The organism is Adlercreutzia muris, assembly GCF_041223505.1.
Classification (GTDB): Bacteria; Actinomycetota; Coriobacteriia; order Coriobacteriales; family Eggerthellaceae; genus Adlercreutzia; species Adlercreutzia muris.
Window position 1 is genome coordinate 183,553 of the sequence record NZ_JBCLQK010000005.1, and the last position, 17,089, is coordinate 200,641.

General features: G+C 66.3%; 1 protein-coding gene (cut by both window edges). It reads left to right on the plus strand.

The whole window is internal to an SdrD B-like domain-containing protein gene (locus AAK988_RS06565; RefSeq protein WP_369880526.1) on the plus strand: the coding sequence, 73,992 nt in all, runs 19,954 nt past the left edge and 36,949 nt past the right edge, and what appears here is coding positions 19,955-37,043 — codons 6,652 (partial) to 12,348 (partial); the first complete codon in view begins at position 3. Both the start codon and the stop codon lie outside the window.

Genomic DNA, 17,089 nt, shown 5'->3' on the forward strand with positions numbered 1-17,089 from the left:
CCACGGGCACCAGCACCGCCAACCGTTCGCTCCAGGCCCGCGGCGCTCTGTCCTACAATTCCGCGGCCGTGAGCGAGGCCACCCTGCGGGCCCACGGCTTCGACGTGGTGGACGGCCGCGTGCGCATCCCGCTCCAGGCCAACGGCAGCTTCCTGCTCACCGAGCAGCAGGTCTTCGACATGGGCATCGAGGTGCCCACCATGTTCCAGCTGTACTCCTGGAAGGATATGGCCGAGGACATGGCCGGCAAGACTGTCGACGACCAGAACGTATTCATCCAGGGTTACACCGACAGCAACTTCGAGACCCAGCGCACTATAAACATTGCAACATATAATCATTTAGACTCTTTCCGCGAGGCGCCCCTGGACCTGCCGGGCTTCGGCACCGCGAGCGGCGCCCTCACCGCCGACGGCAACAAGGCCAACTACGGCTTCAACGGCGATAAGGTGCTCAACGGCACGGCGGACAACTACACCCTCACCCGCATCGACCGCTCCCTCATCTTCGTGTCCAAGATGTACTTCGATGCCGTGAGCCGCTCGGCCTATGCTGACGTGGATTCCGGCGAGGCTGTGGAGGACAAGAACGACGAGAACGAGAACAAGAGCCTCTTCGAGAAGATCGTGGACACGCTCTTCGAGATCGATCCCGACCCGAGCGCCGACGGCGTGGCCTTCTACCGCTACGATGCCAAGGCAGTCCACGACGGCTATGTGGCCGTAGACGACCCGGCCGCCCTCGTGGGCGGCGCCACCCAGGCCTATGTGCGCGACGAGAAGGGCGCCTATCAGAAGGTGACCGTGGTGACGGTGCCCGGCGCCGACGGTGCCGCGGACACCCTCGGCTACCGCACCGATGCCATGTCCGCCGACGCGACCCCCATTCCCGCCGAGGGCGTGGCCTTCTTCACCTACGACGGGGCCCTCGTGCACGATGGGTACTTCGTCGTGCCCGGCGGCTCCGAGCTGGCCACCCAGAACGGGGCGGGGGACACCCCCGGCGAGCAGCTGTTCGTGCGCAACGACGACGGCACCTACGGCAAAGTGGTCGTGGAGGAGAACGTCGACCGCGACGACGCCTCCAAGAAGGTGCTCACCTACTGGCATTCCGGCGACGACTTCGACAAGGCCCCCGAGGCGGAGAAGAAGACCGCCAAGTGGCTGCTGCGCGATTCGGACTACACCATCGAGCTGCGCTTCGAGAACAGTAACGACACCTATCACCCCCTCGATGGGTCCGAGGATATCAACGCCATCGACCTGTACCGTCTCGTGACCGCCGAGGACGGCACCACCTCCTACGAGCGCGTGACCGACAAGCCCGGCGCCATCGCCGCCGGCGAGCAGCTCTATTGGCTGAGCCCCGGCATCGCCGAGGGCAACGTCATCCGCGCCGAGCTGAAGAGCGAGGCCACCAACACCGCCAAGGCCGTCGTGACCGTGTACGTGTCCGCCGGCCCGGCCGAGGAGGTGGACGAGGCCGCCGACCAGGTGGGCAAGACCCTGGCCGACGCGAAGGCGGCCCTGGCGCCCCTGAACTTCGAGATTCCCGATGCCCAGGTGACCTACGAGTACAGCGATACCGTGGCCGCCGGGCTCATCATCTCGGCCCGGAAGCTCTCCGAGCCGGTGTACAACACCGACGATCCCACCAAGGTGGACACCCTCGGCCAGGTGGCCGTGGTCATCTCCAAGGGTCCCGATGCCTTCAAGGACCTGCGCCCCACCACCTCCACCGATGAGGCGGGCAACGTCACCACCACCTACCTCACCGAGAGTGAGGCCCGGGCGAAGCTGCTGAATTTGGGCTACTTCGTCGAGACCGACACGGTGAAGGAGTACAGCGACGCAGTGCCCGCCGGCCAGCTCATCGACCTGGCCTTGACCCGCGGACCCTGGACCCAGCCGGCCGTGGCCGGCGTGTACGCCGACCCGCGCTTCGACCCGAATTACGTGTACGCCGACGGCGAGGAGCGCGTGGAGGTGCCCACGGACGAGGACTTGCTGTGGGCCGTGAAGCCGCAGCCGGCCAAGGACTACCTCGGCACCGTGCAGCTGACCATCTCCGAGGGCAAGCATCCCGGCGACCTGGAGAAGGAGGAGCTGGCGAGCGCCTACACCGGCAAGACCCTGGCCGAGGCCATCCAGCTGCTCACCGACAACCACTACACCGTGGACGAGGCCAACGACGTCGTCCATGAGAAGAACAACGTCGTGGCCGCCGGCCTCGTGTTCAAGGTGGAGCGCATCGGCGACTACTCCGAGGACCGCGAGAACCGCGGCGCCGTGAAGGTGTACGTCTCCGACGGCCCCACCGAGGAGTATCTGCGCGCCCAGCTGTTCGCCGAGTGCGTGGGCAAGACCGTGGAAGAGGCCACGGCCCTGCTCGTGGCCGGCGGCTACACCGTGGACGAGGTGACCGACAAGCAGGCGAGCGCCTCCATCGACGAGGGGGCCGTCATCTGCGTCGGTCTGGTGCGCGTGAACGAGGACGGCAGCGAGGACGTGCTCACCGGCGACGACACGCCCACCGACATCCGCCGCGCCCGCCTCGTGGTGTCCTCCGGTCCCGATGCCTCCGGCAGCGCGAGCGGCGCGCAGCCGGGCAAGCTGACCGTCACCCCCAGTTGGAGCGCGAAGGACCCCGCCAGCAGCGGCTATGACGAGAAGCTGGCTGACGGCACCTACCCGTCCTGGTACCTCATGCCCCAGAAACTGGGGGCCGACTACCTGACCGGCGATGCCCAGGCCACCCGCTTCACGAATTACTCCGCCGGCTCCAATGACGCCCACGGCCAGGCGGGCCATTCTGCCTGCTGGGGCAGCTCCCTCGACGAGACCTCGGGCAACTTGGCCATCGGCTACAAGTCCCAGGGCTCCTTCCTCGTGGACTTCCGCCAGGTGGATACCACGCCCAACGAGAACCTCGGCAACATCACCTACAAGCCGGCGAACCGCACCTCCACCAACGGCTCGCCCTATGACAACAACGCCCGCGGCGGCATCTCCGCCGTGGCCCCCGAGGGCACCTTCTTCATGGAGCAGGGCAACTCCAACTTCTACAACACCCGCTGCCCGGGCTGCTATTCCAACTGGGCCTACTACGACAAGAACACCCGCTGGATCTACGGCTCCGGCTTCGTGGACGGCTCCCTGCGCGACAAGGCCGGCTCCATCGTGGACCAGGTGCACAACCACTCCACCTACTACCACAACTACGATTACTGCTACAACTGGGCCAACGGCAGCCCCCGCTACAACTCCGTGGGCTCCTACACCTACAACACCGGCGCCCACCTGGAGATGGTCCAGGAGATCACCGGCGACGGCTTCGACGCCTACTACATCAAGATCAAGCAGCAGGCCCTGTCCTACCTGGATAAGGTGACCGTGGAGTACAGCGACGGCAAGAAGCTGGTGGTGGACGGCAACACCATCCGCCAGCAGTACTACAGCTCCCTGGCCACGGCCGGGGGTGCGGCCACCCCCACCTCGGTGCAGCTGGACAACCAGGGCAACTACTTCTTCCGCCTGAACCTCATGAAGGTGGTGGACAAGAGCGGCAAGCCCGTGGACCTGGCGGCCAACCCGAGCGCGGCCTACGACCGCCACGAGGCCGACTTCGGCACCGATCCCACCTACGCCTACCGCGACACCTTCAACGACTACACCCAGCAGGTGCCGCGCTTCAAGGTGAAGAAGATCACCTACGACGTGACCATCAACCAGGGCACCCTGGACGCCAACGGCTACCCGAAGATGCCCGACTGGGGCCAGTGGTTCTCCGAGAGCCTCTCGGCCTCATCCGCCGAGTGGACCAAGGCCATGTCCTTCGAGGTGACCGGCCGCTTCATCAAGACTGACCAGGCCACCGAGCCCACGGCCAACAACACCGTGACCTCCACTACCACGGTGAACATGACCATCGGCGGCCAGTACTCCGGCGACAAGTACGTTCATGCCGCCGCCACCCGCTACGACTCGCCCGACCAGCGCGCCGACGGCGCCAACGCCCAGGACAAGGCCAACAAGCAGGCGCGCACCATCTACGGCGACTACGATACCGGCGGGGCCGCCGAGTGCCTGAACATCTTCTACGACGAGTACAACCGCGGCACCTGGGGCTACAAGAACTTCCACCGGGTGGGCGCCTGCTGCAAGTCGGGCTGGTGCTCCTACCACAACACCTATCACCACCACTACCACTACTACCAGTTCGACGAGGGCAAGATGCGCCACCTGCGCACCTCCTCCTCGGTCATCACCTACGAGAGCCGCAACTACGTGCAGAAGTCCGTGGTGCGCGATCGGGGCTCCATCGGCTGGGCCGGCAACACCAACGTGTCGGACAACCACGACGATCAGCGTATCTTCGCCGATGACGAGGGCTACTTCATGTCCCTGTACCGCTGGGAGCCCGGCAGCAACAACAACAGCTACACCGACCACGACTACAAGCCCTGGGGCACCAACATCTCGGCGGCCGACAACATCCGCATCAACGACTCGCTGCCCACCATCTATCCCGATCAGGACACCGAGTACTACGGCTATTTGGGCACGGGCCTGAAGTTCTTCCGCACGAGCGGGGCGAACACGGGCAACCCCGAGAGCTCCATCAGCGCCATGGACGGCGCGAACGTGTGGGCCCACCTAAACCCGCTGACCAACTACGCCCGCTGGGAGCGCGCGGCCAACATGGACAAGGTGTTCATCACCCTGCGCACCACTGCCTGGGAGAAGGACAGCACCTGGACCGAGGCCGACGCCGCCACCGACAACGGCTGGAAGAAGAAGGCCGGCTCCTCCACCTACGAGTTCACCACCTCCGACGGCAAGAAGGTCACCCATACGGTGAACCGCACCATCCGCATCCGCGAGCACGGCATGTTCCTCGTGGACGCCTCCGGCAAGGAGACCATGGTGGACGAGTCGTTGCGCCCGTCGAACCACGAGAAGACCGACCCGGCCGACGACACCGGCTCCCCGGGCCTGACCTACCTGTTCTCCAAGGGCCTGAACAAGGACGGCGACGCCATCATCTACTTCAAGCGTCCCTACGACTACACCCCCGAGTTCATGGACGCCGCGAACTGGACGAGCGCGCCGAGGTACGAGTACGTGAAGAAGGGCAAGGACGCTGACGGCAACCCGGTGGTGGGCATCGACGGCAAGCCGGTGGTCAACCGCCTGACCAAGGTGGCCGACGAGAGCGACCACCAGCCTTTGACCATCAACCTGCCCGACGGCGAGTTCGTGACGAGCTACACCATCGATCTGGGCCCCTACGGCGGCGATGCCGACGCCACGGCCGAGACCGCCCGCGCCTACGACGGCGATCGGGGTTCGGGCCAGGCCGTGTCCGACTACCAGGTGCTCGGGCGCCCCTACATCTTCAAAGGGCAGGCGAACAAGCTGTACGCCGACGGCACCACGGCCCAGGAGACCCGTTTCCAGAGCTACATCGACAACGCCATCTCTACGGCCCATGTGGACTACAGCCGCTTCTCCGCCCCTGCCACCTATCTGACGAGCGTGGAGAAGGCCCTGTACTCCAACAACCAGTGGCGCATCGTGAACGCCTTCGAGCGCCAGTACAACTACACCGGCTGGGCCTACACCTGGGTGCCGCACAACTCGGCCTACGACACTGCCTGGATGGTGGGCTACAAGGTGCGCTACGGCTACAACACCGGCATCCAGACCGAGAACAACGGCGCCCTGACGGACAACACCGAGAACTACAACCACGGCGATCATAGCGGAGATACCACCAACCATGGCGTGCTCAACGAGAACTACCGCACCCAGGTGATCACCCGCACCGACAGCTACGGCTACAACGCCGCCAACGCCTCGGTGGTGCCCCAGGGCGCGTGGCTGAGAAACGGCGCCAACGATTACACGTCCTCCACGTCCAGCGGCTACACCACCAACACCATCACCTGGAAGACCGACACCAAGCGCGTCTACGACTACGGCGACGAGCGGGTGTACGATCTGGTGGGCGGCCAGGAGGTGGCCAACGCCGATACCGACAACCTGACGCCCACGAAGGCCACCTACGAGGTGCGCTTCCAGAACCAGTTCGACGATCCAGCGGCCGGCAAGCCCACCGAGGACCACACCCGCGCGGCCCATATGTCCCGCGTGAAGCTGAAGAGCACCTTCGACGAGAACATCGCCGCGGCCGGCGACAAGGTGTTCCGCCTCCAGAACGTGTACGTGCCCGCCTACCTGGTGAACGACGGCGATCACAAGTGCAACGACCACGCCCAGGGCACCTGCATCAGCTACCAGTACGCTCCCTATGTGAAGGTGGGCGACGACTATGTGTCCTATGACGGACCCCGCAGACTCGAGGGCGGCAAGCAGGTGGCCGACGGCGGCGCCCACGACGGCAAGCAGATCTACCTGACCATCGTCGGCGACACCTACACCAAGGACGACGCGGCCTTCATCGAGGCCGTGGCCTGCGGCGGCCAGGACGGTGCTGCCTGCGCCTGCCTGGAGTGCGACGGCGGCTGGTTCAACGCCACCGACTTCACCTTCACCTACGTGGACGGCGACGGCGTGGAGCAGACGAAGTCCGTCACGTGGGGCGAGCTGAAGGAAGCCGGTCGCGTGAGCGGTCCCTGGAAGATCGACGACGCCACGGCGCAGGTAGTCTACGACGCCGATGGCCTGCCGACCTTCGACGCCGACGGCGACTACGTCATCGACTTCGAGAGCTTCTTCCGCGATGACGCTATAACATATAATGTTTATAAGGCTACAGAGGCGACGGATACCATCAAGGGCTTCGCCAACACCGGGGCCGCGGTGGATCCCTACGACAGCGCCGAGGTGGACCAGACCTACGCCAAGCCGCTGTTCACCTCCCTCCAGATCACCTTCGAGGCCGCCAACGCCAACCGCCGTTTCGACAGCACCATGCTGGACGCCGGCCAGTGGCTCACCCGCAAGAGCCAGTACAACGTGGGCACCACCCAGGCCACCTACAAGGCCAGCAACCTCATGGTGAACTATGCCTTCAAGTACGAGGGCGTCTACGCCGATCGCCCGGTGGAGCTGTTCCGCACGGCCAAGGCCGCTACGAACCAGGCCCTCACCAAGGACAACGTCCTGGGAGCCGACCGCGACGGCGACAAGCTGAACGCGGGGCAGTGGGACTACAACTCCACGCCGTCGTTCGGCAAGCAGTCGAGCGCCTTCGCGGGCACCGACTCGCGCCACAAGCTGACCGTGGAGCTGAAGGCGAAGGATCCCAACACCGAGGGCCTCACCGCCTTCGTGGACGACACCGCCTCCTACCGCGTGGCCCACAAGCTGGGCACCATGGACACCTCCTATGTGCGCGGGCGCAAGATTGAGCCCACCGTGGGCTACGGTCGCGACGACGCCACCCTGCGCCAGAAGGACACCGTGTTCGCCTACGATGCTGACGAGCGCTCCTCCACGAGCATCTTCAGCTACGAGCCCACCACCACGGCCAACGACATCCCCGACGGCGCCCTGTACGCCGGCGACTATGTGGAGTACACCCTGTTCGTGGGCGCGAACCTGAAGTCGATGCTGCCCCTGCAGCACGTGGATGCCCGCTTTGAAGTGAACCGCGGACAGCGCATCGTCGGTTGGGAGGTGGTGACCGATGAAGTGCCCGGCGCCACCGGCGCCGCCTCCGGGAAAACCCAGCTCAACTTCGTGGGCGCCAACGACAAGCTTGGCGTCACGGGCGAGTTCGGCCCGGATGCCCCCGCCATCAACACCGCCAACCCGCCGCTGACCACCGATGCGGCCTACTACGATGCCGACGCGAACGCGGCCCGCGTGACCGCGAAGCTGCTGGGCGAGCCCAACGCCGCCGGCGCCGACGTGGTGACCATGGCCTTCGCCCCGGCCTCCACGGATCTGACCCTGCTGGCCCACGACGACATCGTGCTGCCCGACCCGGAGCCCGAGCCCGATCCCGAGCCCGTGGACCCGGAGAACCCCGACGGCACCGACCCGGAGAACCCGGACGCTGGCGAGACCGAGAACCCCGACGGCGGCGAGACCCCGGCCCCGACTTCCGTTGCTCCCGCGGCTCCGGTGGTGGCTGCCGACGCTGTGGCCCGGGCCACCCAGCCCGACACGGTGGGGGAGCACTACGACATGAACCGCGCCCTCGTGTTCTCCGTGGGCTCGCCCACCCAGCAGATGATGCCCGGCGAGGGCGTCTACATCCGCGTCATCACCCAGATGACCGACGAGCTTCAGGGCGACGCCGCGGCTCGCGACGCCTACAACGTCTCGGAGAACAAGGCTTTCAACAGCAGCAACGGCGACGGGCGGGAGCCCTACGACGCCGAGAGCCCGGCCTACGCCGCCAGTGCCGTGACCGCCGCCTACACCGTGACCGCCGCCCCGCGCCACGGCTTCAGCCAGTACCGCGTGGAGCAGTCCGATGCCGTGGGCGAGGACGTGTACAAGTCCGTGGACGACGAGGCCCTCGACCCCATCGACCACCGCCATCCCACCGACGTGACTGCCAACCTCACGGGCCGCGACCAGTACGGCTCGGCAGTGGAGTCGCAGGTGCGCTTCTACAAGAACGGCAACACCGACGGGGCCGGTTCCGGCACCCATGCCCAGGTGGCCAGCCTCGCCCTGGGCGGCACCGACACCCAGGGCAATGCTCTGGCCGCCGACCTGCTGACCGCCACGGGCGCGAACCGCGATAAGTACGGCCAGGTGACCACCACGGCCAACACCGCCTACAGCGCCGCCGGCGCCACCGGTGCCACATCCAGCAAGCGCATGGCCCGCATTGCGGACAACCATCAGAACGACGTGCAGATCACGGCCGCCTACACGGAGAAGTCCACGACGCGCCGCACCGAGGCGAACCAGGACGGCAACCCGCTGAAGCTGACCGTGTCCAACCTGAAGAACCCCACCTTCCATACGAGCGACATCCGCACCACGGTGCGCTTCACCGAGGGCTTCAACGCCGAGAACCAGCAGCCCACGGGCCGCCAGATCTTCGAGTTCACGGGTCACAACCTGGCCTACCCGGAGACCATGCCCGACAACGAGGCCATGATGGATGCGGCGGCCAACGTCATGGGCGAGGCCATCAACCCCACCCAGTCCTTCGCCACCACCGAGGCCAACCGCACCGTGGCCGCGGGCTCCGCCGTGCGCCCCGACGGCCGCAAGAATATCATGGTGGAGTACTACGTGGCCCTGACCACCCAGGAGGAGATCGACAAGGCGCTGGCCATCAAGGCCGACCCGGCCCTGGGCGGCGAGGAGGCCGTGGAGATCGTCACGAAGAAGACCCCGGCCCAGGTTGACGGGAACGGCAACGAGACCGCCCCGGCCACCGAGACCATCGTGGGCGCGTGGCTGGCCGAGGACCAGGACCGCGAGGCCCTGCGCAACTACATGGGCGGATTTACCGCCGCCACCGGCGAGTTTGCCGGCCGCACCTTTGCCGGCCAGACCCACTATGTGGACGGCACCGTGAACCGCTTCTCGGGCCTGACTGATGATGCGGGCGCCACCTACGACAGGCGCGGCGTGTACAACATCAACCTGTTCCGCGAGGCCCAGGCCATGCGCTGGACCTACTTCGACGTGCCGGCCACGGCATCGGTGAAGAACGCTGACGGCACTTTCACGGCCGACGGTCTGGCGCCCTTCGCCCTGAACGACGTGGAGCTTGAGGGCGTGGCCCGCTTCAACGACACCCGCAGCCCGCTGAACCTGTGGACCGACATCGCCAACTACTACGAGGGCACCGTGGCCGTGGACGTGGCCTACAGCCACCTCCACAACGAGACCACCACCCTGGACTTCCAGAACCCGCTGTACACCGACGACGTTATCCAGGGCGCCACCTTCGGTGATGCGGCCTCCACCCACGTGGAACACGGCGAGTGGCGCACCCACCAGAACCAGTGGGACGCCATCGACGAGCCCATCCGCGTGTACCGCAAGAGCCCCAACGTGCAGTTCCAGAACCAGGTCTTCCAGACCCAGGAGGAGGCCACTGCGGCCTACGATGAGAACGCCGATCAGAAGAGCGGCTACGTGGCCGGCGAGACCTTCTGGTACCGCGATACCCTCGTGAACGCCAAGCTGGCGGCCGTGGCCACCAAGCCGGTGATGAGCATGGGCGGCTGGGCCTTCAACGGCACGGAGTACTACAGCAACTCCAACTACCACGTGAATAGCTCGACGTCCTCCATGTCGTTCTCCTTCACTGCCTATTCCGACACCAAGGTGTCGTGGCAGTACCGCGTGAGCTCCGAGAGCGCGAGCTACGACTACCTGTACTGGCGCGTGTACCGCAACGGCGCCCTGGTCAGCTCCATGAACGGCGGCAACTACGGCGGCAACACCGGCTGGCAGACCTGGCCGAGCTACAACGTGTCGGCGGGCAACTACGAGGTGTACTTCTACTACCGCAAGGACGGCTCCGTCCACAGCGGCGACGACCGCGCCTACATCCGCAACATCAACGTGGCCGACGCCATCGACCAGTCCGTGGGGGAGGGGTCTGCCGAGGAGAAGACCAAGCTCCAAGTGCTGAAGACCCATGAGGAGGGCGCCGGCGAGGGCGAGATCTACAACCCGGTGTTCTACGAGCGCATTCCCCTGGACTACCTGCGCCAGGCCTCCCAGTACGCCTACGACGACGCGGCCTCCGTATCGGGCAACCTGGGCGCCCGCATCACCGAGGAGTACCTCGAGTCCGTGCTGAACGCCAAGGCCGACGACGGCTCGGCTTTGGGCATCGCCTGGTACGATCGCTTCGGCAACGACGTGACCGCCGAGCGCACCCGCGGCCTGAAGCTGAAGGCCACCCTGGTGGGCACCGAGACCGAGGCTGCCGACTACGGCGGCTCCATGAACTACGCCTCCCAGGAGAAGGGCCTGTGCACCAACGGCGGCCTGAACAACCCCTGTCTGGACGGCGGCTCCAACAAGTACACCTGGGGCAAGACCTACAACGATCTGGACCCCCGGGACAAGAACGTGTCCAACCCGACTACGTTCGGCCTGTTCAAGATCGAATGGGTGGTAGACCCCGAGTATAAGGATGCCACGGGCCGCACCTACATCACTGACCCGGCCGACAGCCGTTTCCTGGACGAGAACGAACTGAATACGGGCTCTCAACTGACCGACGGCTCCGTGCCCGAGAACGGCACCGTGGCCTCCGATGACATGGTGGCCCTGCGCCCGGTGGACCGCCCCGACTACACCTCCGCCGTGGTGGAGGTGGGCGACACCGTGGCCATCGCCTTCCCGGTGCGCGCCGCCGAGGAGAACCTGCCTCAGGTGTACAAGGACCTGGACGCCTCCACCACCACGGCCACCAACGCCGACGGCACGAGCAACACCACGGGCAAGAAGCCGGCCTTCCTGCCCCGCTTGGGTGAGTACTACTTCTCCGGCTACCACCTGCACTGCGGGCACGTGGGCTGCGCCGCCGGCAGCTTCTTCACCAACCCCGGCGTGGGCTCGGCCACCTTCGGCCTGTCCAACGCCGTCACCGGCGTGAACCGCGTGGAGACCCAGAACGTGCTCATGGACATGGACTCCCTGCTCCACGAGGCCGCCTTCACGGCCGACAAGCCCAAGCACGTGGACACCTACGAGATGTTCAACCACGCCTACACCTTCATTCCCGGCACCGATTCCAACGTGAAGCGCCCGAGCGGCGGCTACATCGGCGAGAACGTGGTCACGGCCCCCAACGTGAACGCCAACGACTACGGCTCTTCCGGCTCCAACGACCAGTTCATGGATGCCGACGTGATGACCCTGCGCGGCGGCAAGGCCAACAACCAGAAGGTGAGCTACCTGCTGACGGGCACCCCCACCACCGGCGACAACACCGTGGCCGATGCCAAGGACAGCCTGCCGAACCAGTTCTCCTTCGTGACCCGCGACGCCTGGGACATTAAGGGCGACACCACCACCGGTCTTGTGGCCCGCGACTACTTCGCCTTCGTCACCGCCAGCCGCATCGCCGACGCCCTGAACACCTTCGGCGAGAAGAAACTGACCGCCAAGAAGCAGAGCACGGTGGACGTGGACCGCGCCCTGGCCAGCCAGGTGTCGGCCACCCCGCTGGTGTGGTCCCAGACCCGCCTGCACATGCAGAAGGCGTGGCTGACCACCATCTCCGAGATGGTGAGCGACTTCGACAGCCGCGTGGGCGATGCCAATGCGGCCGACGACTACCAGGCCGCCCGCCGCTACAGCGGCAACGTGGCCCAAGATTTGCCGACGGGCCGCCGCTACAACGGCGTGACCCGCGTGACCACCGGTGCCTCGGGCTCGGCCGCCATCAACACCGATTTCCCCACGGCCGCCGACGTGAACTACACTGACCCGAACAAGGACATCTACGACAACGGCCAGAACAATCTGACTCACTGTCAGCTGACTGTGGACCCGGAGGTGGAGTTCGGCCAGTACGAGGATGCCCTGGAATTCGGCCAGACCTTCACGAGCCAGCTCACGGCCTACAACTACGGCGACCGCAACCTGGACGGCGTGGAGTTCACCTACATCATGCCCCGCGGCGTGGAGCCGGTGATCGGCGAGGACGGAGCCATCGAGGTGGGCGCCGAGTTGCTGAAGAAGGTCGGCAGCGTCTCCAACGGCCGCGGTGCCACCGGCGCGGCCGCCAACGACGGCGCCCCCTATGTGGACGAGACCTACGAGGCCATCGATGAGGACCGCATCGAGGTGGAGGTGCTCCAGACGCCCTATAGCGCCTATGCGGGCTACGACGCTCCGGCGGCCATCCAGGATCCGGCCTTCTACCGCGAGGGCAACGTGACCACGGCCGCCACCGACCTGTCCCGGGCTGTGGAGCAGGCCACCTACTCCAGCGTGAGCGCCGCCACCGGCGCCGACTCGGTGCCCGGCGCCGGCGAGGCGCCCGTGGTGGACACCGCCAAGATGACCGGCTCCGCCTACACCCAGAGCTCCCAGCCCTGGGTGCTGAAGATCACCGTGAAGCAGGACCTCGGCAAGTGGTTCGGCCGCGCCATCGACGGCGGCGCGGCGGTGGCCGGCGTGGCCAACGCCACCGACCCCGACCCGGCGTCCATGGCCGACTGCTACACCGAGGGCGGCTACAAGCTGCGCGTGAACCTGGCCAGCCACGTCTTCGGCAACAACGAGGACGAGGCCTGGTACGACCGCCTGCTCACCGCCCCGTGGGACGATGCGGAGCACACCGACGAGCCCCAGACGAGCGACCCGACCGACGCCGCCACCCCCGGCACCCCCGGCACCGCGGCCGTCTACGAGGCCGTGGCCGACCCGACCGCCGAGACCGGCACCCTGTACGTGCGCGAGGCCGACGGCACCTACCGCACCGCCACGGCCGCCGATCCCACCGACGGCACCGTGACCTTCTACAAGAAGACCGCCGAGGCCACCGCCGGCACCGAGGGCACCCGTCCCTTCAACGCGAGCGCCTACTACCAGATCTACGACGTAGATGTGTACGAGGGCAACGCCGCCCTGCGCAGCCGCCGCCAGAACGTGCAGCCCTACGGCATGGACTACTCCTGGACCCTCATCGCCAAGGGCCGCCTCGGCGTGCACGCGCCGCTCTACGGCGAGTTCTACGGCTCTCCGAACTTCCCGGCCGTGAACGGGTTCACCACCATGACCAACTCGGTGCTGGCTGACGAGGCCCTGGCCGCCAACGACGGCCAGCGGGCCCTGGCCGCCATGGGCCTCGTGGTGACCAACGCCGCCCAGGTGAACTACAACGACGCCCTGAAGAAGAACGCTGCTGGCGAGCCGCAGACCCTCTACGCCCAGACTGGCACCCATGCGGTCATGCGCAAGCCGCTCGTGCGCGTGTGGAGCACCGTGAGCGAGTATAGCCCTGAGGCCGGCAAGACCTCCAACGCCGTGGAAGCGGTGAACGAGACCTACTATGTGGACACCGAGGCGGACCGCCGCCAGATCAACGTGCACATCGAGAACCGTTACTGGCTGAACGACCAGCCCTACCAGTGGCAGTACAACAACACGGCCAACGTGCACAACGGCACCACCTACAACTCCAAGTACCACAACAACTACGCCGTGGACGGCGGCTCCAAGGGCTCGCTCACGCTGCCCGTGCTGACTGTGGTGCTGCCCTACGGCGTGGCTCCGTACTCCAAGACCACCGGCCAGCCCTATTCCATCAAGGGCGAGAACAAGGGCATGGCGAACTGGACCCTGGCCACTGAGGACTGGGACGTGTCCGTCGTGGTGGGCGCCGATGCCGATAACTACGACAACCTGACGGCTACCCCCGCCCCGGCCGGCGACGCCACGGGGTATCAGACCCTGGCCAGCGTGAACGACAACATGGCGGCGGCCTGGAAGGAAGCCAACTGGGATGCCACCTACGCCTTCGAGCCGGTGACCACCGACACGGGCTCGGTGGAATGGCGCTACGTCCTGCGCTTCGAGCCCAAGGCCACGGGCTACAACGACGCCCGCGACCTGGTGACCCAGATCGTCTCGGGTGGCCTGGACACCTTCAAGTTCAACGTGCTCACCTACGACGAACCGAAGATGGGCCTGGACCCGGCCTCCATGACCAAGAGCTACGAGAACATCCGCGCCTTCGTCACCTCCAAGGTGGACGGCGCCAAGCACCTCGTCGATGAGGACATCAAGGTGGCCAACGCCGCCGCGGCCGACCGCGTCACCCAGTCCACGGGCATGACCACGGGCAACATCACCCTGGTGGCCGCCAGCGACGCCAACCCCTTCACCCCGGGTGCCGAGGCCCAGCTCGGCCTGTTCGGCGACGGCCATCCCCTGAAGGGCCACCAGAAGAAGCTCACGTGGCTGAAGTACCGCGCCGAGCATTCCAACTGGACCACGGTGAACTCCACCACCTACAACAACATCTCCAAGGCCACCGGCTACTATCTGGCAGACAAGCGCCTCGATGCCACCGAGAGCACCTACTACGAGTACGAGGCCCAGAACGCCTCGGGCAGCGAGTATGCGGCTGTGCCGCGCACTGAGGGCTTCATCCCCGCCAAGTACATCAAGACGGGCGACCCGAAGACCGGCGCCTCCCTGGGCGAGAAGGTGCCCTACAACTACCTGGCCGGCTACAACGGCACCTACACCGAGCGCTACGGCACCATCCGCTCCGCCAACGCCCTGGGCGGCCTGCCCGCCGCGGGCCTGCCGCTCGTGGGCACCGACACCGTGACCAAGGACCCCGCCGGCGAGCCGCTGGCCACGCCGCTGACCCAGGGCAAGGGCCTTACGGTGGGCGACTACGAGTTCGCCGCCAACGCCTACGGCCTGTCGGCGGCCACCACCCTGGCCCTGAACGGCCATCGCGACGTGAACGGCGACGGCGCCCTGGTGCCCGACACTGCGGCCACCCATCGCGAGAAGTTCGTGAACCGCCTGGCCGGCGAGGCCCGCGAGCACGGGGATGCCGGCGTGTACTCCACCGTGAAGCTGCGCACCAAGGTGCCCACCTTGAACGCTGACTACGAGGTGGAGGCCAACCCGAGCGACCGTCCGAGCGATACCGGCGCGGACTATGCCAACGACGGCATCCCGGGCACCTCGGCCACGGGCATGGGCGCCGATGAGGATTCCATCATCTCCGTGGACGGCTCCATCATCACCGCGCCGCGCACCTGGTGGGAGAATGGCATCAAGTTCACCGACCGCGTGCTGCGCGACACCGAGGGCCACGAGCGCATCAAGGTGACCGAGACCGACAACAACGGCGTCATCACCACCGAGATGAGCGAGCGCTACGAAGACGGCACCATGAAGAACTACGCCAAGCGCGTGAAGAACGGAAACGTCGTCACCTTGACGCTGAAGTCCTACGACGAGAACGGCAACGTGGTGTGGTCCCTCAAGAAGACCTTCACCCTGTCGCTTCTGACCGGCGAGCTGGACCAGACCGTGGCCGACCTGTACGCCGGCGACTGCGACGGCGGCGGCAAGCTCGTGCTGACCGAGAACTACAAGCGCACCAAGAAGGTGACCACCAACCCCATTCCCGACGCCGACCGCAAATGGGACGACGCCGCGGGCACGACCTTCTACACCCGCGAGTACGTCTACAGCGAGGCCGAGGCCGGCTACGACGGCACGAAGTACATCAAGCGCCCCGATACAGCCAACCCGGGCCAGTTCATCTACGTGGCCGTGGCCGATGCCACCGACTACGACCCGTCCGCCGACACGGTCTACAAGCGCGAGGAAGTGTACACCGCCGTGCCGCGGGACAAGTACGTCCTGGGCAGCCTGGCCGACGCGGGCACCCCGCTGTTCGTGGGCGAGGGCGACGCCTTCGTTTCCGTGCGCGTGGCCCACAAGGACTCGGCGACCGGCGAGGTGGTGGACCCCTACAGCTATTTCGACTACAGCCTGGGAGCGGTGCCGGAGCAGAGTGCTCTGGGCGCCACCTTCTACACCTACAACGACGCCAAGGGCGCCTACGAGAAGAAGGACCTGTCCTCGGCCACCCAGCTGGCCTTCTACGCGAGCGACGCGGCCCCCGACATCTTCGTGAAGCAGATCGTGCGCGGCCAGGTCACCTACGTGAACGCCAAGCTGCGTGCCCTGGAAGTGGGCTTCTTCGACGACTACGTGTACACCCTGGAAGGCGATAAGGACTCCCCGGGCACCCTCGTGGAGCACCCGCTGGACGACCTCACCTTCTACGTGCGCACCGAGACCCAGGTGCCCAACCCCGACTACACTCCGCCCACCGAGGGCGAGGACGGCGACAAGGGCGACGGCGACAAGGGCGACGGCTCTGGCGACGGCTCTGGCGACGGCTCTGGCGACGGCTCTGGCGACGGCTCTGGCGATGGCTCTGGCGACGGCGACGGCAAGCCGACCGACCCGGAGAAGCCCGAGGTGCCCGAGTTCATCACCCAGGTCAGCTACGATGCCGTGACTTTGAACTCCACCAACCTCGACCAGTACACCGGCCCGAGTGCCCCGCAGCTGTACAAGCACACGGGCTCCGGCACCGCCGAGACCGACTACACGAAGGCCACCATCTTCAAGAAGAA